The sequence below is a fragment of the Aeromonas oralensis genome, assembly GCF_049665575.1.
Classification (GTDB): Bacteria; Pseudomonadota; Gammaproteobacteria; order Enterobacterales; family Aeromonadaceae; genus Aeromonas; species Aeromonas hydrophila.
Genome location: NZ_CP187186.1, coordinates 1,157,014 through 1,181,740 on the forward strand (window position 1 = coordinate 1,157,014; position 24,727 = coordinate 1,181,740).

Genomic DNA, 24,727 nt, shown 5'->3' on the forward strand with positions numbered 1-24,727 from the left:
TCTGTCGCCATTTTGCCTAGGCCGATTTATGATGGCGTATCACGCAGTCAAGGATGACCCATGAAGCTGAAACTCTGCTGCTGGATGCTCTGCTTGCTGGCGCCGCTGGCCTCGGCAAACACTCTGTGTCCCTCGCCCTTGCGGGTCGGTTTTGACAACTGGCCGCCTTATCACTATTACGCCGCCACGGCGGCCGGGCAGAAGGAGCTGCGCGGCTTTGCCGTCGAGGCGCTCACCGCCATGCTCAAGCGGCTCGACTGCAAGGCCAGCTATGTGGAGATGCCCTGGAAGCGGGGGCTGCACGGTCTGTCGCTGGGCTCGGTCGACATCGCCATGGAGGCCTATTTCAATGAGGACCGCGCCCGCTATGCCTGGTTCTCCGATGCCTACAATCCGGGCCGCAGCGCGCTCTGGATCCGCAAGTCATCCTCCTACTCTGAAACCGATCTGGCCAGCTGGCTGGCCGGCGGCCATACCCTGGGCATCACCAAGGACTACTACTATGGGGCCAAGATCAGCGAGTTGCTGCGCCGTTATGCTGCTCAGGTGAGCGTGGTCAATGACGAGCAAAACTATGGCAAGCTGGTGCTGGGGCGCATCGATGGCTTTCTCGGCGATGTGCTGGCCACCCCCTGGGGCTTGAAGGAGGAGGGGCTGAGCGATCTGATCGTCCCCCACACCATGGCCGTATATGAAGCGCCGACCTTCTTCATGTTTAGCAAGAAGCGGCTGTCACCCGAATTTGTCAGCGCGTTCAATCGCGAGCTGGCTGAATTTAAAGCAACAAATGAGTATGACATTATCTGGCGGCGCTACGCGCCCGCCAGCTAGTAAAGTCGCGGGCATTCACGCATCATGAGCGCCTTGACCGCCGGGTCTGACAGGCTGAAGTGAACCGATCTTGAGGTAAGCATGGGGAAGAAGTATTGGCTGGCATTGGCAAACCTGATCTGGCTGGGCTGCTGGCCGGCGGCCATGGTACAGGCCAGCGAGGGCCAGGTGGTGGTGAGCAATGCTGCGATGCAGCACGACTGGTATCAGAACAGCACGGCGGAGCAGGCCAGGCGTGAGCTGGAGCTGCAGCTGCAGGAAGCCGTACTGGCCCAGTTGCACCCGGATTTTTACACGCTCTGGAAGAAGCTGCAGGCCAAGCCGGCGGATCAGCGTGGCGCCCTCTATGACGAGGCGTTTGGCAGGCTGGCCCGGTTCCAGCAGGCGTGGCGGGCCATGGATCTGGTCTCCCGCGAGCAGATGCAGACCCTCAAGCTCAACCTCAGCAAGCCGCTGGCCCACGAGCCGGCCGGCGACAACCTGCTGGAGCAGGTCAGGCAGCTCAGACCCCAGGTCGCGGAATATGACGCGGTGCGCGAAGAAGTGCGCAAGCTGCTGGCGCTGCCCATGGCCAAGAAGTGGCCGACCCTGACCATGCCGACCCTGCGGGCCGGCGAGGTCTCCCCGGAACTGGGCCAGATCCGCTCCATCCTCAACGAGCTGGGTGACACGGCCCCGCGCCATGACGATGCCACCTACGACGCCGAGACTCTGCAGGCCGTCAAGCAGTTCCAGCGCCGCCACGGCCTGACCGCCGACGGCATCATAGGCCGGCAGACCCGCAGCTGGCTCAATACCGGGCCCGAGGTGCGCGCCAGCCTGCTGCTGCGCAACCTGTGGCGACGTGACCTGGTGGATCAGCTTTCCGGCGCCCGCTACGTGCTGGTCAACATCCCCGACTATCGGCTGAGCGTGGTGGAGTCCGGCAACGAGGTATTCACCAGCCGGGTGATCGTGGGCAAGGAGCAGCGGGCGACCCCGATCCTCGCCAGCGAGATCCGCTCCATCGTGCTGAATCCGGCCTGGCACGTGCCGCGTTCCATCCTGAGCAAGGACATTCTGCCCAAGCTGGGACGGGATCCCGCCTACCTCAATCGCGAGCAGTTCGAGGTGATCGACGGCGAGGGCAATCCGGTGCAGTTCACCGAAGAGGGCTGGCAGCAGGCGCTGGCGTCCGGCTTCCCCTACCGGCTGCGGCAAAAGCCGGGCGATCACAACGCACTGGGTCGCTACAAGTTCTATCTGCCCAACAACGAGGCCATCTACCTGCACTCCACCCCGCGCAAGGCGCTGTTTGAGCAGGGTGCGCGCGCCTTCAGCTCCGGCTGCATCCGGGTGGAGCATGCCGACGATCTGGCCGAGCTGCTGCTGGCGGACTCCCGCTATCAGCCGGACAAGGTGGCCAGCATCCTGAAAGAGACCCAGACCAAGTGGCTGCCGCTGACCACTCCGATCCCGGTATTCACCGTCTACTGGAGCAGCTGGATCGACGAGGATGGACGTCAGCAACTGCGCAACGACATCTATGGATTTGATCGAGTCAGCTACCAGAGTCGCTTGCTGTGATCCTCGCCACAGAGTGAAAAGCCCGGCCTGTGCCGGGCTTTTTCATGGCCCCTTGCGGTTTGACAGCGCCGGCTCGGCGGGTAGTTTCAAGCGCCTGTATCAAATTCATTCAACGGTTTCACCTCAACATAGCGATGGACGGACAAGGGATGCTTGATCAAGAGATAAGCCGACGTCGCCTGCTGCTGGGTGCCGGTTGCCTGCTGGGGGGCTCGCTGCTGTCCTTCCCCGCCACGGCGAGCCGCAGTACGGCAGGACGTGAACTCAGTTTCTTCAATCTCAATACCGGCGAGCGGGTGCGCGCCAGCTATTGGGAAGATGGCCGCTACCTGAAAGACGGGCTGGCCGAGCTCAACCACATCTTTCGCGACTACCGTCGCAACGAAGTATTCAACATCGACCGCAAGCTGTTCGACCAGCTCTACCTGCTGCAGCACAAGCTGGGTCGTCACGGTGAAATCCAGCTCATCTCGGGCTATCGCTCGCCAGTAACCAATCGCCAGAAGCGCAGCCGCAGCCGCGCCGTGGCCAAGCACAGCTACCATACCCTGGGGCAGGCGGTGGACGTGCGCATTCCCGGAGTTCAGCTGGCGCACCTGCGCAAGGCGGCGCTCCATCTCAAGGTGGGCGGCGTCGGTTACTACCCGAGTGACAACTTCGTGCACCTCGACACCGGGCCCGTGCGCAGCTGGTAACGGCCAGCTGCCGGCCACTCCTGCCCGGCGGGTGACTGGTCAGCGGGGTGGCCGAGCTGGTAGGCTCTGGACACCATGCAGAGGAGAACCAGATGAAACATATTTTGCTTGGCGGGCTGATTGCCCTGCTGCTGACCGGTTGCGGCAAGCTCAACCGTGAAAACTACGACAAGCTGAAGATGGGGATCAGCTACGCCGAAGCGAGCAGCATCCTCGGCAAGGCCGAGCGTTGTGACGATGCGCTGGGGACCACCAGCTGCATCTGGGGCGACGAGGGCAAGAACATCAAGATCCGTTTCATCGCCGACAAGGCGACCTTCTTCAGCTCGGAAGGGATCAACTGAGGCAGCCACAGCCCCGTTGCCCATATAAAAAAGCGCCTGACCGGCGCTTTTTTATTGGCTGCAATCCGTACCGGCTTGCCAGAAGCTGGCGCGCTCAGTGCGTGGCGTACTGGTAGTGGAAGGTAGGAAGCCCCCACTTGAAGCGCACCGCCAGGAGGCGCAGCACGAAGCCGATGCCGATGGCGCCGAAGGCGGCCCAGTCGTTGGGCAGGCCCTGATCCAGCGCCAGGCAGTAGATGGCGGCCGTCACCAGCGAGATGGCGGCATAGAGCTCGCGGCGAAACACCAGCGGAATGCGCTGGCAGAGCAGGTCTCTGAGCACGCCGCCGAAGGCCCCCGTCACCACAGCCATGATGCAGGCGATCCCGGCGCCGTGGCCCATCTCCAGCGCCCTTGCCGCGCCGAAGATGGAGAAGACCACCAGCCCCAGGGCATCGAGCGCCATGAACAGCTTGCCAAGGTAGCGCATCAGCGGCGCCGAGATGACGCCGGCCATGGCCGCGCCGGCGACCAGCAGCACATACTCCGGGTGTTCGACCCAGAGCAGGGGGTAATGGCCCAGCAGCACGTCGCGAATGGTGCCGCCCCCGATGGCGGTCGCCGATGCGATGATCACCACGCCAAACAGATCCATCCGTCGCCGGCCCGCTGCCAGCGCGCCTGTCATCCCTTCGGCCACCAGGCCCAGCAAGAAGAGTGCATGTAACATGAGATATCCCAGGGTGCGAGAAAGCTCCGCATCCTATCAACTCGCGCTATAGGGGACAAGCAATGAAGGGTATGCATTATTTTTTATAATGCAAAAATGAAACAGGGCTCCCCAAGGGAGCCCCGTTGTCACCACCAACTAGCTCAGCGTCTAAGCTGCTCCGCGCGGTAGTGATCGACCCACATGGCGGTGGCGCCGCAGATGGCCACCGGCATCACGAACAGGTTCACCACCGGGATGGCGGAGAAGAGGGTGACCAGGGCGCCGAAGCTCAGGCACTTGCCGCGCCGCTGCTTGAGGGCGTCGCGCATGGTGATGAAGTCGATCTTGTGGTTGTCGAACGGATAGTCGACGTACTGGATCGCCATCATCCAGGCGCTGAACAGGAACCAGAGCACCGGCGCCAGGGTTTGGCCCACTACCGGAATGAGGAACAGGATCAGGCAGCCGATGGCCTTGGGCAGGTAGTATTTGAGCTTGGTCCACTCGCGGCCGAAGGTGCGCGGCACATCCTTGACGATGTCCAGCATGCCGGTATCGCTGACGGTCTCGCCGGTGAGGGCCTGTTCCACCTTCTCTGCCAGCAGGCCGTTGAAGGGGGCTGCTATCCAGTTGGCCACCGAGCTGAACAGGAAGGAGAAGACCACCAGGATGGTGATGAGGGCGATGGGCCAGAGCAGATAGTCAAGCCAGTCGAGCCAGCTCGGGAGCTGCTGGTGCAGCCAGCCGAACAGGCCGTCCAGCTGCAGCAGCAGGGCGTAGAAGGCGCCGGCAAACAGCACGAAGTTGACCAGCAGGGGGATCAGCACGAAGGTGCGGATGCCGGGCTGGCGAATGAGCGAGAAGCCGCGCAGGAAGTAGTCTGCGCCGCTGATCGAGTCTTTTACCATACGGGGTGAGTGGCTCATCTGAGCTCCATCTGTTCATGGGAAACTGCCTGCATATTACAAACAAGCTTTTGATTTGGTAAAGTCGCCTGCCCGCCTCCTCTTTATTTCGTTACCCACATAGGCCGCCATGCGTCTGAAATTGATCAAACTCGCCGGTTTCAAGTCGTTTGTCGAGCCGACCCGCATCGAACTCAACGCCGACATGACCGCCGTGGTGGGCCCCAACGGCTGCGGCAAATCCAACGTCATCGACGCCGTGCGCTGGGTGCTGGGAGAGAGTTCCGCCCGCCATCTGCGTGGCGAAAACATGACCGACGTCATCTTCAACGGCTCCGTCAACCGCAGCGCCCACGGCCGTGCCTCGGTGGAGCTGGTGTTCGACAATCCCCACAACCGGGTGCCCGGCGAGTTCGGCCGCTTTACCGAGATCTCGGTGCGCCGCGAAGTGCTGCGCGACGGCTCCAACCACTACCAGATCAACGGCCAGAAGTGCCGCCGCAAGGACGTGACCGACCTCTTTCTCGGCACCGGCCTCGGGCCCCGCAGCTACGCCATCATCGAACAGGGCACCGTCAGCCGGCTGGTGGAGTCCCGCCCGGCCGATCTCAAGCTGTTCATGGAAGAGGCCGCCGGGGTTTCTCGCTACAAGGAGCGGCGCCGCGAGACCGAGCAGCGCATCCGCCATACCCAGGAGAACCTGGAGCGCCTGGGCGATATCCGCGGCGAACTGGGCTCACGCCTCGAGCATCTCAAGGCCCAGGCCGAGACCGCCGAGCGCTACAAGCAGCTCAAGAGCCGTTCGCGCGCCGCCCGCGCCGAGCTGATCGGCTCGGAACTGTGGGCGCTGGAGACGCGCCTTGGCGAGGCCAAGGCCGAACTGGCCCAGACCGAGCAGGCGCTGGCGGCGCTCGATGCCAAGCGTACCGCCGATGAGGGGCGTCACGTCACCCTGTCGGTGGCCCGCCAGGAGGCGCAGGCCGAGCAGGCCAGCCGCCAGCAACAGATTTTTCTCGGCGGGCAGGCCATCGCCCGCCTCGAGCAGCAACAACTGCACCAGAGCGAGCTTGGCCGCGACTGGCAGGCGAGGCGGCAAGCCCTCGGCGAGCGTATCGAGGGGCTCAAGGCCCAGCTGACCGGTCAGCTGGAACAGCTGAGCGAAAGCACGTTGCAGGGCGAGGTGGCATCGGCGCGTCTGGAGCAGTGTGAGCAGTTGCTTACCGACCAGCAGAGCGTGCGGGCGGCGGCGGCCGAGCGGCTCGAGCAGGCGCGCCAGCGCCAGCAGCAGTGGCAGCAGCAGCTGGGGCAGTTGCAGGGACGGCTCAACCAGACCCGCGCCGAGGTGAACGGTCTGCAGGAGCTGCAGGCCAAGACCCGGCTGGCCCGTCTCAAGCTGGAAGATGAACAGGCTGGGCCCCTTGGCGGGGAAGGGGAGAACCTGCAACCGGCGCTCGATGCGCTGGCGGCGGAGCTCGCGCTTTCCCGCGCCCGCCATGAGGAGTCCGAAGCGGCGTGGCAGGCCGCCGTGGCCCGCCACGAAGCACTCAAGGCAGAGCTGGGTCACCAGCAGGGCTCGCTGCGCGAGCTGGAGGCTCGCCTCGCCACCCTGGATCAGATCCTGGGGGAGCAGATGGCGGGCGCCACCCTGGCGGATCGGCTGCAGGTGCCCCCAAAGTGGGCCCGGGGGCTGGACAAGGTGCTCGGTCGCTGGCTCACCGCCACCCCGGCGGATGAGTGCAATCTGACGCAATCCGGGCTCTGGATCGGCCAGGCCCAGCCGGCGGTTGCCGGTACCCTGGCGGCGCAGCTGGGCGGCGAGCACATCCCTTCCTTCCTCAATGCCATCTGGCTGGTGGAGAGCCGGGAGGCAGCATTGGCCCGCCAGCCGAGCCTGGCGGCCGGTGAGTCGCTGCTCACTCCTGCTGGCGACTGGTTTGGTCCCAACTGGGCGGATCTGGGGGAGAGCATGGCCCTCGGTACCCTGGCGCTGCTCGGCGAGCGTGAGCGGTTGCACACCGAGCAGAGCGCAGGCCGGGAGGCGCTGCGCCGGCTCGATGAGCAGCTTGCCGCCGCCGATGCGGCGCGGGCCCAGCTGCACGGCGCCCATGAGCTGGCTCAGCGCACCCTGCGCGAGCAGGAGCAGCAGTGGCAGCAACTGCGCGAAGCCTGGAGCCTGCGCGAGGGGCAGCGGCAGGAGCGGTTGCAGCGCCTCGGCCAGCTGGGGGAAGAGCTGGCCCGACTGGTGCAAGAGCAGGCCGAGGAGGCGCAGCGGCTGGCGTCGGCCGGGGAGCGGCTTGAGCAGGGTGAAGCGGCCCTTGGCGAGCTGCAGGAGCAGGGCGAGGTGCTTGCCGAGGCGCTGCTGCTCGCCCAGGAGCAGGCGAGCGGGGCGGAGCGGGCGCTGGAGGAGGCACGCCTGCGCCGGGAGCAGCAGCAGGCCGCCTGCCAGCGGCTGCAACTGGAGCAGCAGAACCTGCGCCAGCTCATCGCCCTGCGCGAACAGGAGCTGGCCCGCCTCGGGCTGGAGCTGGCCGAGCTCAAGGAGCCGGGCGCTGCGCCGGGTCAGGATCTGTCGCCCCTGCTGGCCGAGCAGCGCAATCTTGAGGCCCAGCAGCTTGCCTGTCATCAGCGGCTCGCAGAGCTGGAGCGTCAGCTGACCGAACTGGAGCAGGCCAGAAGCGCCGATCACAAGCAGCTGGTGCACATTCAGGAGAAGCTGGCGACCCTGCGGCTGGAGCGTGAACGCAACCTGACGCGCCGGCAGGGGCTGCACGAGCAATTCGAAGAGCTGGGCGTGCGGCTGGTGGATCTCGATCAGGCTGTGCTGATTGCCGCTGATCGCGGCAAGCTGCGCCAGGAGATCCAGACCCTGGAGGCACAGGTGGAGGCGCTTGGCGCCATCAACCTGGCGGCACTGGAGGAGTATGAAGAGGCGAAAACCCGCTCAAGCTACCTGGAAAACCAGTGCCAGGACCTAGAGCAGGCGCTGGAAACCTTGAGCCAAGCCATTAAAAGAATTGATAAAGAGACACAAATACGGTTCCGGGATACTTTCGATAAGGTCAACGAAGATTTAAAATCCCTCTTTCCGAAAGTGTTCGGGGGGGGCAGTGCCTGGCTTGAGCTCACCTCCGATGATCTTTTGGAGGCCGGAGTGAGCATCATGGCGAGACCTCCGGGTAAGAAGAATGCTACCATTGCCCTGCTTTCCGGGGGGGAGAAGGCGTTAACCGCACTTGCGCTGGTTTTTGCCATCTTCAGACTCAACCCAGCACCATTTTGTCTGCTGGATGAGGTGGATGCACCGCTCGATGAAGTGAACGTCGGTCGCTTCTGTTCTCTTGTCAAAGAGATGTCGAGCACAGTACAGTTCGTTTACATCAGTCATAATAAGGTCTCCATGGAGATGGCTGAGCAGCTGGTTGGCGTCACGATGCAAGAGCCCGGGGTTTCGCGCATAGTGTCGGTCGATATCGGTGAAGCCGTCGCTTTGGCTGAGCAAAACTAGAAAGAGAAGCAGCTAATGCAGGAATTGCGTTACATCTTGGTTGCCCTGGGCGGTATTGCCATCGCGGCATTGCTCATTCACGGGTTGTGGAGCAACAGAAAGAATCGTCAGGCACCGATCAAAGAGAAACCTCTGGGCCGGATGGAATCCAAATCACGGGATCGTGACAACGACGCCTTCGACAGCGATGGCATCGGTCAGGTGCGAGTGGTCAGCGGTGGCCGTCGTGCCGAGCCCAAACTCCACCATGATGAGCCCCGCCAGCCGGAAGTCAGCCGTCGTGCGCCTGCGCCCGCCTTCGATGATGAAGATGACGATGCCGATCTGCCGCCGCCCGTGGTACGCAAACCTGCCGCCCGCCCCGTGCCGCCGCCCCCCGTCTATGAAGAAGACGAGGAGGAGTTCGAGGAGCCGGTTGCCGCAGCCGTCGAGGAAGTGCCTGCCGCGCCGGTGCGCAAGCCCGCCCAGGTCATTCGCCGTACCCCGGTCCACCGTTCCCGTCCCCAGCGCGAGCCGCTGCTGCAACCGCTGGACGAAGAGCCGCTGGTCGAGCCCGCCTACGCGACCGCACCCACTTTCGGTGCCCGCGAGCCGGCCCCGGTCGCCGCTCCCGAATACCAGGCGCAGCCCCGTCATGCAGCCCCCGAGCCTGCCTACGAGGAGCCCGTCTATGAAGAGCCGGTGCGTGCCGCGCCGGTCGAGAAGATCTGGCAGGATGTCTATGTCATCAACCTGATGGGCCGTCCGGGTCACGATCTGCAAGGGGCCACCCTGCTATCTTCCCTGCTGGCGCTGGGCTTCAAGTTTGGCGAGATGGATATTTTCCACCGTCACGAAGACCCGAACGGCAAGGGTGAAGTGCTCTTCTCCATGATCAACATGGTCAAGCCGGGCACCTTCAACCCGTACCGGATGGAGCAGTTCGCCACCCCGGGCGTGTCGCTCTTCATGCAGCTGCCGCTGCGCAGCAATGCTGCGTTTGCTTTCGAGGACATGCTGCAGGCCGCCGATCAGCTGGCAAGCGATCTCGATGCCATGCTGACCGATATGGAGCGCAGCCCGCTGAGCGACGAAACCATCGCCCGTTACCGGCATGAGCTGGCCGCCTACGAGGCCAGTCGCGACTAATACGCCATGCGGGTCGAATGAATAAAAAGTGCGGTACCCAGGTGCCGCATTTTTATTGGTCCGCTGGCCGGTTTTTCCATCACACTTCGAGACTTTTTCATGAGCGATATCCTCTCCCGCCACCGTCAACTGTGTGAGCTGCTGATCGAGTACGGTCATCAGTACTATGTGCTGGACAACCCCACGGTGCCGGACGCCGAATACGATCGGCTGATGCGCGAGCTGATCGCGCTGGAAGCCGAGCATCCCGAGCTGAAGACGCCGGCCTCGCCGAGCGTGCGGGTGGGGGGCCAGCCGCTGACCGCCTTCAAACAGGTACGCCACGAGATCCCCATGCTGAGCCTGGACAACGTGTTCAGCGGCGAAGAGCTGCAGGCCTTCGAACAGCGCATGCGCGATCGCCTCAAGCGGGAGGTGAGCTTTACCTTCTGCTGCGAACCCAAGCTGGACGGTCTGGCGGTGAGCCTGCTTTATGTGGACGGCCAGCTGGTGCAGGCCGCTACCCGGGGCGATGGCACCACGGGTGAGGAGATCACCGAGAACGTGCGTACCATCAAGGCCATTCCCTTGTCCCTGCGTGGCGAGGGCTGGCCGGCAAGGCTGGAGGTGCGTGGCGAGGTGTTCATGCCCAAGGCGGGGTTCGAGGCGATGAACGCCAAGGCGCTGGCCGCCGGCGAGAAGGTGTTCGTCAACCCGCGCAATGCCGCCGCCGGCAGCCTGCGTCAGCTCGACTCACGCATCACCGCCAGCCGCCCGCTGGCCTTCTACGCCTATGGCGTGGGGGTGGGCGGCGAGCAGCTCGGTGGCTCTCACTTCGGTCGCCTCAATCAGCTCAAAGAGTGGGGGCTGCCGCTCAGCCCCGAGGTGAAGCTCAAGGAGGGGGCGGCCGGTTGCCAGGCGTTCCACGACGACATCCTGGCGCGCCGCGGCGAGCTCCCCTACGAGATTGATGGCGTGGTCTACAAGGTGGATGCCATCCCCCTGCAGGAGGAGCTGGGCTTTGTGGCCCGCGCCCCGCGCTGGGCCACCGCTCACAAGTTCCCGGCCCAGGAGGAGATGACGGAGCTTGAGAACGTCGAGTTCCAGGTCGGCCGCACCGGCGCCGTGACCCCGGTAGCCAAGCTCAAACCTGTGTTCGTCGGTGGCGTTACCGTCTCCAACGCTACCCTGCACAATGCCGACGAGATCGAGCGCCTCGGCGTGATGATTGGCGATACCGTGATCGTGCGCCGGGCCGGGGACGTGATCCCGCAGATCGTGGCGGTGGTGGAGGCGCAGCGCCCGGCGGATGCCCGCGCGATCCTGTTCCCGACCGAGTGCCCGGTGTGCGGCTCGGCGGTGGAGCGGCTGGAGGGAGAGGCGGTGACCCGCTGCTCCGGCGGCCTGTTCTGCGAGGCGCAGCGCAAGGAGGCGATCAAGCACTTCGCCGCCCGCCGTGCCATGGACGTGGACGGCCTCGGCGACAAGATAGTGGAGCAGCTGGTGGACAAGGGGCTGGTGAAGACCCCGGCGGACTTGTTCAGCCTCAACGCCATTCAGCTGGCCGGGCTCGAGCGGATGGGGCAAAAATCGGCCCTCAATCTGGTGGCGGCCATCGATGCGGCCCGCAGTACCACGCTGCCCCGCTTCCTGTTTGCACTGGGGATCCGCGAAGTGGGGGAGGCGACTGCCTTGAACCTCGCCAACCACTTCCTGACTCTGGACGCCCTGCGCGCCGCCTCGGTGGAGCAGTTGCTGGAAGTGGCCGACGTGGGGGACATAGTGGCCAAGCACGTCTACTACTTCCTGCGTCAGCCCCACAACATCGAGGTGCTGGAGGCCCTGCTGGCCGCCGGCATCCACTGGCCGGCCATCGAGAAGAAGGAGGCAAGCGATCAACCTTTTGCCGGCAAGACCTTCGTGCTGACCGGCACCCTCACCACCCTGTCGCGCAACGACGCCAAGGCGGCGCTGCAGGCGCTGGGGGCCAAGGTGGCGGGCTCGGTGTCGGCCAAGACCGATGTGCTGGTGGCGGGGGAGGCGGCAGGCTCCAAGCTGGCCAAGGCGCAGGAGCTCGGTATCACCGTCTGGAGTGAAGAAGAGCTGCAACAGGCGTTGCAGGGCTGAGTCGCAGCGTCAACCAGATAAACAAAGAACCCGGCATGGCCGGGTTCTTTGTTATGGGGGCACTGATCAGCGCTCAATCACGCCAGAGGATCTTGTAGCGCCACTTGTCGGGCAGGGTGAGCTGCCAGCGGGCCAGCTCGCTCTTGCTGAACACATACTCGCCACGCAGGGCGGCGCGTGGTGCCAGGGTTTTGGGCTGGGCGCCCGCCAGGATGGCGTTGACCAGTTCGGCCGCCTTGGCCCCCTGATCGCGGCCATCCAGCACTAGGCCACCGATGGCCTTGCCCTTGCCCACCGAAAACTCCCAGAAACAGAATAGCGGCACCGGGCTATGGGCGCTGGTCCACTCCAGCAACTTGTTCTCATCCACATGGCGGCCCTGATCGTCGCTGAGGGTGTGGTAGAGGCCGATGAAGATGGCTTCATAACCACTCTGCTTGGCATTGAGCACGGCCTCCTGCCACAGGCTGTAGTCACCAAGGAGCTGGCTGTTGACCCGGGTCTGGCCGACCCGCAGCTCGGTCTGGGTCTTGAACTCATCCTGGATGGCGGTGAGCGCCACGTTGCTCGAGTCAAACAGCACCAGTACCTTCTTGATCCCCCCCATCAGCTGGCTCATCTCGCTGATGTTGCGTTTGAGCAAGGGTCGCTCCAGCACACCGGTGATCTTGGGGTGGCCGACCAGCCCCTTGTGGCGCGGGTTCTCGTTCATGCCGAGAAACACCACAGGGGGGCCGAGGGAGGCGATGTCGCTGGCCAGGTAGTTGATGGCGTTGTCATCGCCGAGCACCACCAGATCCGGTTTCACCTGGCGATAGTAGGCGAGCGCCTGCTCGGCTATCTGATCGAACTCCTCGGGGGGGCGGCGTTTGGTATCCATGTAGAAGTGGCTGATGTGGTGGTCACCCTTGAGGTTGGCGGCCAGGCTGGCGTTGTAGCTCTGATCCCACAGGTATTCGGGGTGGTAGCTGCTGATCACCAGGATTTCGGCCGCCCACAACCGCAACGGCAGGGCACACAGCAGCAGTAGCAGCAATAGCGGGTTGGTCATGTCGCTTCCCATCGAACAAGAGGAGTTGTCATTCATTATGTCCATCTTGGTGCAAACCTGTCCCGGTCAATTACTGTCGGAAGGGAAATCTTTTTCCCTCTGGCCGGTATCGGGCGCCAGCCCGCATCAGGCTTGAATTGGGCCTTGTATGGGGCCGTTTGTGACTGGTCGGGAACTGCGCCACTCGCCTCAAAACCTGTTCTGGATCAAGAAATACGGTCACGCTTTGGTGCCTAATAGACACCACATATAGGGCTGCATTCGTTTTTAATCCCTATATGTTGTGTTATTAAGCTGTGTACAAGCTGTTCCCTTCTCATCGTCAGCCCTGGCTTGTCAAGCCTCGGCTGAATTTATTTGCGCCGAGGACGAGGCGTGGAGAAGGGGGCCAAACAAGGGTAAGCCGAGGGCGAGAGCCTGGCCTTTTTAACGGGGAAAATCCATGAAACCGGTTGTGATCAAACGTGATGGATGTCGCGCACCATTCAATGCCCAGCTGATTGCCGAGGCGGTGGGCCGAGCGGCAGAAGCGGTCAATCAGGCCAGTCCGGCGCTGGCCGAGCGCATTGCCGCCGCCGTCACCCAGGAGCTGGAAGGACGAGGGGAAGTGGACATCCACGAGATCCAGAACCGGGTTGAGAACCACCTGATGGCTTCCGACGACAAGGCCATCGCCCGTGCCTACATCGAATACCGTCACGACCGGGATCAGGCCCGCGAGGCCCGTGGCCGGTTGGCTCAGGAGATCCGCGGCCTGGTGGAGCAGACCAACGCGGCCCTGCTCAACGAGAATGCCAACAAGGATTCCAAGGTGATCCCGACCCAGCGTGACCTGCTGGCGGGCATCGTCGCCAAGCACTACGCCACCAGCCACATGCTGCCCCGCGATGTGGTGCAGGCGCACGAGAGCGGCGATCTGCACTTCCACGATCTCGACTACTCCCCCTTCTTCCCCATGTTCAACTGCATGTTGATCGACCTGAAAGGGATGCTGACCCACGGCTTCAAGATGGGCAACGCGGAGATCGATACTCCCAAGTCCATCAGCACCGCCACCGCGGTCACTGCCCAGATCATTGCCCAGGTAGCGAGCCATATCTATGGCGGCACCACCATCAACCGCATCGACGAAGTGCTGGCCCCCTATGTGACCATCAGCTGGGAGAAGCACCGGGAAGTGGCGCTGGAGTGGGGTATCAGCGATGTAGATGCCTACGCCATGGCCCGCACCGAGAAGGAGTGTTACGACGCCTTCCAGTCGCTGGAGTACGAGGTCAACACCCTGCACACCGCCAACGGTCAGACCCCGTTCGTCACCTTCGGCTTTGGCCTCGGCGACAGCTGGCAGTCACGCCTGATCCAGCGTGCCATCCTCAGCAACCGTATCGCCGGCCTTGGCAAGAACAAGAAGACCGCCGTGTTCCCGAAACTGGTGTTCGCCATCAAGGATGGCCTCAACCACAAGCAGGGCGATCCCAACTACGACATCAAGCGGCTGGCGCTGGAGTGCGCCTCCAAGCGGATGTACCCGGACATCCTCAACTACGACCAGGTGGTCAAGGTGACCGGCTCCTTCAAGACCCCCATGGGCTGCCGCTCTTTCCTCGGGGCCTACGAGGAGCACGGCGAGCTGGTCCACGAAGGGCGCAACAACCTGGGGGTCGTGAGCCTCAACCTGCCACGCATCGCCCTGAAATCCCGCGATGAAGCGGATTTCTGGGACAAGCTGGACGCCGCCCTGCGGGTAGCCAAGACCGCACTGATGTACCGCATCAAGCGCCTCGACGGGGTCAAGGCCCGGGTCGCGCCCATCCTCTACATGGAAGGGGCCTGCGGGGTACGCCTCAAGGCCGACGACAATGTCAGCGAGATCTTCAAGCATGGCCGCGCCTCCATTTCGCTTGGCTACATCGGGGTACACGAGACCATCAACGCCCTGTTTGGCGATCAGGTGCACCTGTTTGACAGCGCCGAACTGCAGCAGAAGGCCATCGCCATCATTGCGCGGCTCAAAGCTGCCACCGACGAGTGGAAGGAGGAGACCGGCTATGGCTTCAGCCTCTATTCCACCCCGAGCGAGAACCTCTGCTCCCGCTTCTGCCGCATCGACGCCAAGGAGTTTGGCGTGGTGCCGGGGGTGACCGACAAGGGTTACTACACCAACAGCTTCCACCTCGACGTGGAGAAGCAGGTCAATCCGTACGACAAGCTGGACTTCGAGGCGCCCTATCCGCCCATCGCCAGCGGCGGCTTCATCTGCTACGGCGAGTACCCCAACATCCAGCACAACCTGGAAGCGCTGGAGAACGTCTGGGACTACAGCTATGACAAGGTGCCCTACTACGGAACCAACACCCCCATCGACGAGTGCTACGACTGCGGCTTCACCGGCGAGTTCGAGTGCACCTCCAAGGGCTTCACCTGCCCGCGCTGCGGCAACCACGACCCGGCCAAGGTGTCGGTGACCCGCCGTGTCTGCGGCTACCTCGGCAGCCCGGATGCGCGCCCCTTCAATGCGGGCAAGCAGGAAGAGGTGAAGCGCCGCGTCAAACATATGTAGGCCGAGCCCTCACCCTAGCCCTCTCCCAAAGGGAGAGGGAACCATCCGGGGTGCTGTTGGCGCCGCGTTGCTCCCTTCTCCTGCTCACGTTGCAAATCGTGGGAGAAGGGCCGGCGAGGAGGGGCCGCAATAGAGAGAGAAGATGCACTACCACCAATACTACCCGGTCGATGTGATCAACGGCCCCGGTACCCGCGCCACCCTGTTTGTCTCGGGTTGCGAACATCAGTGCCCCGGTTGCTACAACCAGAGCACCTGGCGGCTCGATGGCGGCAAACCGTTCGATCAGGCGATGAGCGATCGCGTCATCGCGGATCTCAACGACACGCGCATCAAGCGGCGCGGACTGTCGCTCTCCGGCGGCGATCCGCTCCACCCCGCCAATGTGCCTCAGGTGCTGGCGCTGGTGCAGCGGGTGCGCGCCGAGTGTCCCGGCAAGGACATCTGGTGCTGGACCGGCTATCTGCTGGGCGAGCTCAGCCCGGCCCAGCGCGAGCTGGTGGCCTTGCTGGACGTGCTGGTGGACGGCAAGTTCGAGAAGGCGCTGGCGGATCCCGGTTTGCTTTGGCGTGGCAGCAGCAATCAGGTCATCCACGACCTCAACGCCTGGCGGGAAGGGGGTGAGCGCATTCCCTGTCTGGTTTGCAGTTGAAGCCAGGGATGTTTATGGTTAGCCCATTGCTATCCCTGTGACATCGTTGACGAGGAAATCCGAGATGAACAATCTGCTCAAGATCCTGCTGGCCATCTTTCTGCCCCCGGTCTGTGCCTTTCTTCAGGTGGGCTTCAGCCTGCATTTTCTGATCAACATAGTGCTGACCCTGCTCGGCGGCCTGCCCGGCATGGTGCATGCGCTCTGGCTGGTGGTGAGCGACAAGCGCGGCTGACGCTGAGCCGCTTTGCCAAAAGCCAACCCGATGGGGTTGGCTTTTTTTATGCTGCTCAAACGGGTTTCGATTGTTACAGTAATGGGCCGGCAACCCTGCCGGGGAGGGGTGACCCCTCTGATCTGACTCAACAAGGAGTGTTGAATGGGTTTGAAGGTCTTGCTGCTGGGCACTGTGCTCGGTCTGCTGGGGGGCTGTGCCAGCCCCAGTCCCACCGTGAAGCTGAACCAGCCACCGCTGGAGGTGACCATGGCGGAGCTTGGCAAATACTGGGTGCAGGATGGCGAAGTGCCTCCATTTGAACCGGTGGGCGGCGCGCCAGCCAAGCGGCCCGTCAAGGGCTATGTGGAGATCCGCTATCTCATCGACTCCAACGGCAATCTGTTCAGCCCGGAGATTGTGGCCTCGGAGCCGCCCGGGGTGCTGGACCTGATCGCCCTGTCGGGGCTGGCCAAGACCCGCTATCGAGTGTCGGAGCAGAACCCGCAGGCCATTCCGGTGCGAGTGGTGGGTCGCTACGAGATTGAAGTGGAGTAATGAACAACCCCGGCCTGGCCGGGGTTGCTGTTTACTGCTGCTTGCAGTCGTTGTAGACGCTCTGCCACTCGCCATCCTTGTCGCGCATCTCGACAAAGCCTTCATCTCCCTTGTTCCACCAGACGGCCTCATGGTCGTCGGTGTAGCGGGCACCGGAGGCGGAAACGCTCTGTGGCAGGGTATAGTCCTTGCCGTCTGGCAGTGCCAGCTTGACGAAGTTCAGGCTCTGATCGGAGAGGGCGAAGTAGCGTACCTGCACCCGTTGGCCCTGTTCACACAGATAGGTGACGGGGTCGCCGCCGGTCACGCTCAGAGTGCCGGCGCCGCGTTCGCAGCCGCTCAGCAGGGTCAGGCTCGCGATGCCCAGCAGCAGAAGGTTGGCGTGCTTCATGTTGATTCTCCATCGGTGTCATCCGGGCGTGATCCTAACAGCTTGCCAAAGGTGCGCAATGGGCCTCGACCCGGCTTGCGTCGATATGCGTCCATGGGCGTCAAAAGAAGCGCTAATGAGCAGCGGCTCAATGTAGGCCGAGTCTGGCCTCGAAGGCGCGCACCAGTGCCTCGTAGGTGCCGTTGTTGCGGATCTTCTGCAGCCCCTCCTCGAAGCGCTTGGCCATCGCCTCGCCCTGGGGATGGGCGCGGGAGAAGGCGAGCCAGAAGCCGTCGGTGGAGATCTTGCCCACCTTGACCACCTTACCACTCAGCTGTTTTTGCTGGATCTTGAGGTAGCCCGGCATCTCGTTCATCAGGATGTAGTCGACCCGGCCACGCACCAGCATCTCGATGATCTGGGCATCGGACTTGGCTTGGAAGCGGGTGATCCTGGGGTTTTCCATGAAGTCGGTGGGGTAGGTGTAGCCAAGGGTGATGCCCACCGTCTTCTGTTCCAGCGAGGTGAGCTTGAGATCCCGGCGGGGTTCGCGGGCCAGGGCGAAGATGGCGAGATCCTCCTCGAACATGGGGGTCTCGTGCCAGAAGTACTGGTAGCGGTTCTCCTCGGTGATGGTGGCATCGAAGCAGCCGAGCACCTTGTCGCTGCGCGCCTCGTACATGCAGCGGGCGAAGGGGATGGTTCGAAACTCGACGTCGACCCCCTCGGCGGCGAAGGCCGCCTTCACCAGCTCGGGAGCCAGCCCCTGCGGCTGACCGCTCTGCTTGTCGAGGGCGCAGTAGGGGGCCCAGTCATCCTCGGCGGCAATGAGCACCTGCTCTGCCCGGGCACAGGTCATCCCCAGCAGCAGAGTGATTGCCAACCAGTGGATGTATGCTGCTCGTGCCATGGTCTCTCTCCTGTTGCCGACTGCCCTAGCAAGCATAGTTGCTGGGGCTGGCCGCAGGTGCCGCCAAACGGAAGGCAAAAAAACGCCCCGGTAGGCATAGCGGGGCGAAAGGCAGCACATCCTTGAGCCAACAACAGGGGGTCAATAACCGAACCGAGTGGCCTCGAAGCGGTTAAGCAGTCGGTGGATGAGGTAACAGGCCAGCAGGGTGGCGACGATGGCAAACAAGATGCTGCTGACCCGGTAGAGGGCGCTAAACACCAGATCGTTGCCCGGCGTCAGGTATTGGCCGAACAGGATGCCGAGGGTGGTGAGGGCGCCGAAGCCGACCCCGGAACCGCTCGCCTCCTTCACGTGGGCATGGCTGAACAGCATGGCGCCGAGCCAGAGCATGGGGGCGACCAGCAACAGCAGTCCCGACCAGTCGTATAGCACCAGCTGGCTGATCAGGCCGAAGCTCACCCCGAGCAGGGTGCCCATGGCCCGTTTGCGGGCATAGCTGAGGGCGCCGTCCCAGTGCATGGGGAAGAGCACCAGCAGGGTCGTGGCCTGGGCCGACATGGAGTCCCGCAGATCGAAGATCTGGAACACCATGAAGGAGAGGGTGGCGATACTGGCGCCAAGCAGTGCCTCGTGCCGCATCCGGTGCGGTGCCTTGGGGGAGGGGGTCGGTTTGGGGCGCTCCTCCACGTCCGGGATCAACGCCGTCATCAGGTAGGCGATGAGCACCGACAGCACGCTGGCCCACAGGTTGCTGAAGATGAGGTCGTTGAGATCGGTCTGCGGGTAGCTGGCAAAGTGCAGCATGATGCTGAGACTCAACACCCCGTTGGCACCGAACAGGAACAGACTGCCCCGCGACATGGCGGCAAAGCGGTAGAGAAACAGCAGGAAGGCGATGGGAACCATCAGGCCGGGATGGCCGCCAAACAGCCCCCCCAGCAGCCCCACTTCCAGCCCGCAGACCACGGCGGCGGCGATCAGCTGGCGGGCGGCATGGCCGTTCATCACTGGCACCATGCCCAGCAGCAGCACCGGGGTGACGGTGTAGAAGACGCCGTAGTTCCAGCCGAACAGCTTGCAGAGCAGAAAGCCGGTGGTGCTGCCAAAGGCGATGCGCAGGCATTGGCGCAGTTCGTTGGCGGTGAGGGGCCTGTGCCACAAAGTCATTGCCGTCACCTCAGTAGATGTAGTGCAGCAGGCTGAGCAGGCGGATCTGGGCGCGGGCCAGCAGTCCGGTCAGGGCGTTGTCGGGCAGCAGCTGCACGGTGGCGCGGGCACCGGCCGGCAGATGGGCGGGCAACTGCTCCAGCGCCAGGTGCAGGCGCAGACGCTGGGCGTCGCGCACCCAGCGATCCGACTCGGTAGGGCTGGCCAGGAGGCCGTTGGCATCGAACTGGCCGGCGCTGACCCCGGCATCCAGGCTGGTGACCCGGGCGGGATAGAGGCGACCCGGCTCGCCATCGAAGGCGACCAGTGCCTGGCTGTCCTGATTGACGTGGCGCAGGCTCTTCTCGCGAAAATCGGCGATCACGTCCACCTGCTCGGAAACCAATGCCAGCAGCGGTGCACCCGCCGCGGCGAAGCTGCCCGGCTTGAGCTGCAGGTTGGTGATGATGCCGTCCTGGCTGGCGTGTACCCGGCTGTAGGCGAGGTTGAGCTCGGCCTGGGCGAGGCGGTTGCGGGCTTGGCGCAGCAGCAGGTTGTCGTCGCCGGGCAGACCGCGGTTGACCCGGGCCTGGGTCATGCGGGCCTTGCTGGCCAGCAGGTTGGCCTGGGCGGTGCGAAACGCGCTGTCGGCATCATCCTTCTGCTGCTCGGAGACCATGTGGCGGCGATAGAGGGCATCGATGCGTTCCGCTTCCCGCAATTTGAGGGCGGCCTGGGTCTGCAGCGAACTGAAGTCGGCGCTGGCGGCATTGAGGGTGGCATCGAGCTGGCGATTCTGCTGCTCGGCCTGGGCCAGGGCGAGGCGGGCCTGCTCCACCGCCAGCTCAAAGGGGGCGGGATCGAGCACGAACAGCAGGTCGCCCTGCTTGACGTGCTGGTTGTTGCCGACGGCCACCTCGACTACCTTGCCGCTGACCTGGGGCGCCATCTTGGTCACGACGCGGGTCGCCATGGCTTGCGGGGTGAGCGGCATCTTGAGGTCGGCTAGCAGGAAGTAGGCAAACACCAGTACGAAGGCGCCCATGGCCCATTTTATCCAGCGCTTGAATTGTTGATCCGGGGTCATTTCACTCTCTCTCTTCACTCTGTGTACCTATCTTGCCAAGGGCATTGGCGCAGATGCGGTGCACGATATCTTCAAACTGTTCCAGCTCCCGCTGGCTGATGCCGGCGAGCAGCTCCCGGCGTATCTCCATGATGCGATCTTCAATCTGGTCGAGCAGCGCCTTGCCGGCCGGGGTCAGGGTGACGATGCGGGCCCGCTTGTCCTGACTGCAGCAGTGGCGCTCCACCAGCCCCTGCTCTTCCAGCTGGCCCAGGGTGCGCATCAGGGAGGGCAGTTCGATCTCCAGCGCTTCGGCCAGGGTCTTCTGGCTGAGGTGGCCACCGAGCCGGCTCAGCTTCCACAGCGCTGTCCAGCGGGGATGGGTGAGGCCGAGGGGGGCCAGTTCGAGATCGGCCACGGTGCGCCACAGCCGATGCAGTCGGCCGACCCGCTCGGCGAGGGACAGCTCGCGCAGCATTTCCAGATCCTTCATCATGAGACTCTCCATTTACTTAGCTTGCTAAGCATTGTAGTTGTTTAGCAGGCTAAGTAAATAGTGTGATCGCGATCTTGTTTATGAAAATTGGAGGTAGGTTTCTTGTGGAGCTTGCTTGCTAGGCTTGAGCACCCCGCCGGCAGCAACCTGTGTCTGCCGCGAGCCTATTTGGGTGAACAATTCCCGCCATGGGCCGGTGAAATAACCAAATCATGTCACCCATCGTGCTGAAAATAGTCTTGGAATAGCCATGACCGATAATGTTGGCAGCAGAAAAATATTATCAGCATTCGGCAGACTATTTTTTATCCACTAATATTGATGGGTCAGCTAAACAGGGAGGCGATAGCTGTGGAACGATATGAATCGGGTGACCCCCATTTTTCCATCGAGAGTCTGTTGCTGGAGGTGGAATATGTTGCCGATGGCCATTATGGGCTCAGCCTGGAAAGTACCGAAACCTGTCATGAATTTGACCCTGCCAATATTCCACTGTTATTAGCCGAATAGTTTTTCGGTTGGTGTCATGAGGCCGTCATCATCATCTGACGGTCTGTTGCAGGGCCCGCTTGTATCGGCTCAAACGCTCCCCTGAGGCAGGCACGGCCTGCCATGGGCAGATCATCCTTGTGGGCCTCTGCGTGATCGCCTGTCCTCAATCTTCCAGTTGTCTCTTCCGGTCTGCGGCGGTTTATCCGATTGGGATTTACTGATCTTGAGATCGCCAGTCAATCCTTGCTTGTGATCAGTCGAAATAGCATCGAGTGGCGAAAGCATGGTTTCCCATTATTGAGATGTATGCCGCCCATTATTTAATCGTTATTTGATAATAGCCCCATAAAGAGCCTGTTGGCATTGAGGGATGAGGGCTCTCCGGTTTGATTGGCGCAGCACAATAGTGCGCCTGAATAATGCCAATGACAGGCTGGGCGACATCCTCTGCCAGTCATAACGTTTAAGAATTTAATGTTTTTATATGCCTTTGCAGACAGGCTAACCGACAGGGGTGAGAGAGATGGCTAGAGTGGCGCCACACCACACGCTGGAGCATAACAATGAAAAACCTCTCTACCCCACAGACCCGGATCGCGCTGTTTGGCGACCGGCAGATTGCCGGCATGCCCATGATGATCTTCCTCGGGCTTGCCACCTGCGTACTCTTCTCGGGCTGGAACGGCTCTCTGCCACTCGGCATGGTCGGTGCGCTGGCATTGATGTTCGTGCTCGGCACCCTGCTGACCGAACTGGGGGAGCGCATCACTCCCATCCGTGAATACCTGGGGGGCGGCACCATACTCGCCATCTTCGGCGGCGCCGCCCTGTTTGAATACCGGATCCTGCCCGTCGAGGCGGGCCAGGTGATCATCGGCTTCATGAAGGAGGGGGCTTTCTCAACTTCTTCATCGCCAGCCTGGTGACCGGCTCGGTGTTCGGCATGAGCGGCGCCCTGCTGAAAAACGCCGCCATGCGCTACCTGCCGGTGATCCTGGGGGGCGTCGCGCTGGCGCTGCTCAGCGTCGGTCTGGTGGGCGCCCTGATGGGGTACGGCTTCAAGAATGCGGTGCTGCTGATCGGCCTGCCCATCATGGGGGGCGGCATGGGGGCCGGCGCCGTGCCGCTGGTGGAGATCCTCTCCGGGCCGCTGCAGATGTCGAGCGCCGACCTGCTGTCGCGCATGGTGCCGGCGGTGGTGATCGCCAACACCCTGGCTATCCTGGTGGGCACCCTGTTGGCCCGCCTCGGCCGCCGCTACCCCTCCCTGACCGGCAACGGCAAGCTGATGATAAAAGAGAGTGCTGCTGGCGTGGCCGAGGAGAAGGCGCAGGCGCCGACGCTGGAGAGCCTGGGTCTCGGGCTCTTCATCAGCTCCAGCATGTTCGTGCTGGGCTCATTGCTCGGCAACTTCATCCCCATGCATCCCTTCGCCCTGATGATCCTGGCGGTGGCCGTCATCAAGGTGAGCGGCCTGCTGCCCCGTCGTTACGAGCAGGCGGCGGCCGACTGGTACCAGTTCGTGGTCAGCAACCTGACTCCCTCCCTGCTGGTGGGGATCGGTGTCGCCTACACCAGCATCCCCGAGCTCATCAGCGCCTTCTCCGTCAGCTACTTCGTGCTGGTGTTGGTGACCGTGGTCGGCGGTGCCCTGGGGGCGGCGCTGGTGGGCCGAATGATCGGCTTCTACCCCATCGAGGCGGCCATCACCGGCGGCCTCTGCATGGCCAACATGGGGGGCACTGGCGACGTGGCGGTGCTCTCGGCGGCCCAGCGCATGACGCTGATGCCGTTTGCCCAGATCTCTTCTCGTCTCGGGGGCGCCGTCATGCTGATCCTGGCCACCCTGCTCATTTCGCTGCTGGCATAAGGAACAAGATAATGAACGACATCATGATGGGCACCAGCCTGCCCTATGCCGAACGCAAGCGACAGGGGCTGATGGGGCGCATGCCCCACAAGGAGGAGTCGCTGGCCCAGCAGCGGCGCCGCATCTACCGGCTGGTTTCGGCCATGCAGAGCCCGTTTGATCAGCACCTGCTGCTGCGCCAGCTGCAGGAGGACAACCCGGTACTGTTCTACGAGCTGGTGCGCCACCACCTGCCGGAGCTGTTGCCCATCATCTACACCCCGGTGGTGGGAGAGGCGTGCCAGCGCCACAGCGACCTTTATCTGCGCAGCCACGGCCTCTACCTCTCCTGGCACGACCGGGACGAGCTGGACGACATCTTCGCGGCGGTGGAGCAGGAGGTGGATGTCATCGTCATCTCCGATGGCGAGCGGGTGCTGGGGCTCGGCGATCTCGGCATCGGCGGCATGGGGATCTGCATCGGCAAGCTGGCGCTCTACTCCGCCGCTGGCGGCATCAACCCGGCGCGCACCCTGCCGCTGTGCGTCGACGTGGGCACCAATAACCCCGAGTTGCTGGAAGATGACTCCTACCTCGGCTGGCAGGCACCGCGGGTAGATGGTGAGCCCTATTACCAGTTCATGGACAAGGTGGTGGCGGCCATTCGCAAACGCTGGCCCCAGGTGGTGCTGCAGTTTGAAGACTTTGCCGGCAAGCATGCCGCCAATCTGCTGGCCCGCTACCGCGATGAGCTGTGCATGTTCAACGACGACATCCAGGGCACGGCGGCGGTGGCGTCGGCCTGCGTGCTGGCGGGCCTGCAGCAGGCGGGCAGTGTGCTGGCCGATACCCCGGTGCTGATCGTCGGGGCCGGATCGGCCGGCTGCGGCATCGCCGCCATGCTGGCCCAGCTGGCGGGCGGTACGGAGCGGGTGCAGCTGTTTGATCAGGATGGTCTGGTCTGCCTGGACCGTACCGGGCTCACCCCGGCTCAGCAGCCGTTTGCCCGCCCGGCGGCGGAGGCGTGCAACGCCTTGGCCGCGCTCATCGAGCGGCTGCGTCCCGGGGTGCTGATCGGGGTGAGCGGTCAGGGCGGCCTGTTCGACGAGGCGGTGCTGACGGCCATGGGGGAGGTGTGCGAGCGGGCCGGTGATCCTGCCGCTCTCCAACCCCACCCGCAGCGCCGAGGCGACCCCCACCCAGGTGTGGCAGGCTACCGGTGGGCGCGCCCTGCTCGCCACCGGCAGCCCCTTCCCGCCGGTGGCGGTGGACGGCGCGCCGCGGGTGGTCTCCCAGTGCAACAACGTCTATGTGTTTCCGGGCATCGGCCTCGGGGCCTGCGCGGTCAAGGCGCGGCGCATCAGTGACGGCATGTTGCGGGCGGCGGTGCAGGCAGTGGGCGCCTATCCGCTGGCCGAAGGGCGGCTGCTGCCTCCCATCGAGCAGGTGGGGGAGGTGGCCCGCGCCGTGGCGAGGGCGGTGGCACTGTGTGCCCGTGCCGAGGGGCTGGCGGATTTTGCCGGCGATCCCGCACCTTTGATTGACCAGACCTGGTGGCGCCCGCACTATTGGTCCGCGTCCTGATGTTG

Annotated in this window: 20 protein-coding genes and 2 pseudogenes; 14 read left to right on the forward strand and 8 right to left on the reverse strand. The window is 63.4% G+C overall.

The window, feature by feature from the left end:
- Positions 1 to 60 precede the first annotated feature (60 nt).
- The 4 genes from ACPDZI_RS05660 to ACPDZI_RS05675 all read left to right on the forward strand — a co-directional run bounded on the left by ACPDZI_RS05660 (position 61) and on the right by ACPDZI_RS05675 (position 3,436).
- Positions 61 to 831, forward strand: coding sequence for a substrate-binding periplasmic protein (locus tag ACPDZI_RS05660; RefSeq protein WP_438834169.1), 771 nt, complete (start codon positions 61 to 63; stop codon positions 829 to 831).
- An 81-nt stretch (positions 832 to 912) separates the two neighbouring features.
- The gene (locus ACPDZI_RS05665) at positions 913 to 2,397 is read left to right on the forward strand and encodes a L,D-transpeptidase family protein (protein ID WP_438834170.1); all 1,485 of its coding nucleotides are present in this window, start codon (positions 913 to 915) and stop codon (positions 2,395 to 2,397) included.
- A gap of 149 nt (positions 2,398 to 2,546) precedes the next feature.
- Positions 2,547 to 3,092, forward strand: a complete 546-nt coding sequence (locus ACPDZI_RS05670) for a DUF882 domain-containing protein (protein ID WP_029301559.1) — start codon at positions 2,547 to 2,549, stop codon at positions 3,090 to 3,092.
- A gap of 92 nt (positions 3,093 to 3,184) precedes the next feature.
- Positions 3,185 to 3,436 (forward strand): hypothetical protein, encoded by a 252-nt coding sequence (locus ACPDZI_RS05675; RefSeq protein WP_005303367.1) that lies wholly within the window; start codon positions 3,185 to 3,187, stop codon positions 3,434 to 3,436.
- 94 nt (positions 3,437 to 3,530) lie between these two features.
- Here the strand turns inward: ACPDZI_RS05675 and ACPDZI_RS05680 are convergent, their stop codons facing one another.
- On the reverse strand, positions 3,531 to 4,145 hold the full coding sequence (locus ACPDZI_RS05680) for a trimeric intracellular cation channel family protein (RefSeq protein ID WP_011705141.1): 615 nt from the start codon (positions 4,143 to 4,145) through the stop codon (positions 3,531 to 3,533).
- 143 nt (positions 4,146 to 4,288) lie between these two features.
- Positions 4,289 to 5,053 carry a sulfate transporter CysZ gene (gene cysZ, locus ACPDZI_RS05685; protein ID WP_438834171.1) on the reverse strand — a complete coding sequence of 255 codons (765 nt, stop codon included), beginning with the start codon at positions 5,051 to 5,053 and terminating at the stop codon, positions 4,289 to 4,291.
- 109 nt (positions 5,054 to 5,162) lie between these two features.
- On the opposite strand from cysZ, the gene ACPDZI_RS05690 reads away from it, so the two are divergent.
- From ACPDZI_RS05690 to ligA, 3 genes are all read left to right on the forward strand, one after another.
- The gene (locus ACPDZI_RS05690; protein WP_438834172.1) at positions 5,163 to 8,537 is read left to right on the forward strand and encodes an AAA family ATPase; all 3,375 of its coding nucleotides are present in this window, start codon (positions 5,163 to 5,165) and stop codon (positions 8,535 to 8,537) included.
- A gap of 15 nt (positions 8,538 to 8,552) precedes the next feature.
- Complete coding sequence (gene zipA, locus ACPDZI_RS05695; RefSeq protein WP_041217782.1) at positions 8,553 to 9,665, forward strand: cell division protein ZipA; 1,113 nt, start codon at positions 8,553 to 8,555, stop codon at positions 9,663 to 9,665.
- A gap of 99 nt (positions 9,666 to 9,764) precedes the next feature.
- Positions 9,765 to 11,771 (forward strand): NAD-dependent DNA ligase LigA, encoded by a 2,007-nt coding sequence (ligA, locus tag ACPDZI_RS05700; RefSeq protein WP_168966128.1) that lies wholly within the window; start codon positions 9,765 to 9,767, stop codon positions 11,769 to 11,771.
- Positions 11,772 to 11,844: 73 nt separating this feature from the next.
- Here the strand turns inward: ligA and ACPDZI_RS05705 are convergent, their stop codons facing one another.
- Positions 11,845 to 12,822: an ABC transporter substrate-binding protein gene (locus ACPDZI_RS05705; protein ID WP_438834173.1), complete on the reverse strand. Its 978-nt coding sequence runs from the start codon at positions 12,820 to 12,822 to the stop codon at positions 11,845 to 11,847.
- A 442-nt stretch (positions 12,823 to 13,264) separates the two neighbouring features.
- Between ACPDZI_RS05705 and nrdD the strand changes: the two genes are divergently transcribed.
- The 4 genes from nrdD to ACPDZI_RS05725 all read left to right on the forward strand — a co-directional run bounded on the left by nrdD (position 13,265) and on the right by ACPDZI_RS05725 (position 16,806).
- A complete protein-coding gene (gene nrdD / locus ACPDZI_RS05710) occupies positions 13,265 to 15,382 on the forward strand; it encodes an anaerobic ribonucleoside-triphosphate reductase (RefSeq protein WP_438834174.1) in 2,118 nt (705 codons plus the stop codon).
- A 142-nt stretch (positions 15,383 to 15,524) separates the two neighbouring features.
- The gene (gene nrdG / locus ACPDZI_RS05715) at positions 15,525 to 16,034 is read left to right on the forward strand and encodes an anaerobic ribonucleoside-triphosphate reductase-activating protein (RefSeq protein ID WP_187268155.1); all 510 of its coding nucleotides are present in this window, start codon (positions 15,525 to 15,527) and stop codon (positions 16,032 to 16,034) included.
- A gap of 64 nt (positions 16,035 to 16,098) precedes the next feature.
- Entirely contained in the window at positions 16,099 to 16,269 is a 171-nt protein-coding gene (locus tag ACPDZI_RS05720; protein WP_005303354.1) for a YqaE/Pmp3 family membrane protein, read from the forward strand.
- A gap of 144 nt (positions 16,270 to 16,413) precedes the next feature.
- Positions 16,414 to 16,806, forward strand: a complete 393-nt coding sequence (locus ACPDZI_RS05725) for an energy transducer TonB (RefSeq protein ID WP_041217846.1) — start codon at positions 16,414 to 16,416, stop codon at positions 16,804 to 16,806.
- A 31-nt stretch (positions 16,807 to 16,837) separates the two neighbouring features.
- On the opposite strand, the gene ACPDZI_RS05730 is transcribed toward ACPDZI_RS05725, so the two are convergent.
- From ACPDZI_RS05730 to slyA, 5 genes are all read right to left on the reverse strand, one after another.
- On the reverse strand, positions 16,838 to 17,197 hold the full coding sequence (locus ACPDZI_RS05730; protein ID WP_042065413.1) for an MliC family protein: 360 nt from the start codon (positions 17,195 to 17,197) through the stop codon (positions 16,838 to 16,840).
- A 127-nt stretch (positions 17,198 to 17,324) separates the two neighbouring features.
- Complete coding sequence (locus ACPDZI_RS05735) at positions 17,325 to 18,086, reverse strand: substrate-binding periplasmic protein (protein ID WP_029301550.1); 762 nt, start codon at positions 18,084 to 18,086, stop codon at positions 17,325 to 17,327.
- Between the two features lie 141 nt (positions 18,087 to 18,227).
- Positions 18,228 to 19,256: a DUF2955 domain-containing protein gene (locus ACPDZI_RS05740; protein WP_438834175.1), complete on the reverse strand. Its 1,029-nt coding sequence runs from the start codon at positions 19,254 to 19,256 to the stop codon at positions 18,228 to 18,230.
- 10 nt (positions 19,257 to 19,266) lie between these two features.
- Positions 19,267 to 20,322 (reverse strand): HlyD family secretion protein, encoded by a 1,056-nt coding sequence (locus ACPDZI_RS05745; protein WP_016349913.1) that lies wholly within the window; start codon positions 20,320 to 20,322, stop codon positions 19,267 to 19,269.
- Between the two features lies 1 nt (position 20,323).
- Positions 20,324 to 20,797 (reverse strand): transcriptional regulator SlyA, encoded by a 474-nt coding sequence (gene slyA, locus ACPDZI_RS05750; protein WP_076361138.1) that lies wholly within the window; start codon positions 20,795 to 20,797, stop codon positions 20,324 to 20,326.
- A gap of 318 nt (positions 20,798 to 21,115) precedes the next feature.
- Between slyA and ACPDZI_RS05755 the strand changes: the two genes are divergently transcribed.
- From ACPDZI_RS05755 to maeA, 3 genes and pseudogenes are all read left to right on the forward strand, one after another.
- Positions 21,116 to 21,307, forward strand: coding sequence for a hypothetical protein (locus ACPDZI_RS05755; protein ID WP_411636715.1), 192 nt, complete (start codon positions 21,116 to 21,118; stop codon positions 21,305 to 21,307).
- Positions 21,308 to 21,852: 545 nt separating this feature from the next.
- A pseudogene (locus tag ACPDZI_RS05760) lies at positions 21,853 to 23,159 on the forward strand (2-hydroxycarboxylate transporter family protein).
- Between the two features lie 11 nt (positions 23,160 to 23,170).
- Positions 23,171 to 24,722: pseudogene (gene maeA, locus ACPDZI_RS05765) on the forward strand (oxaloacetate-decarboxylating malate dehydrogenase).
- Positions 24,723 to 24,727 lie beyond the last annotated feature (5 nt).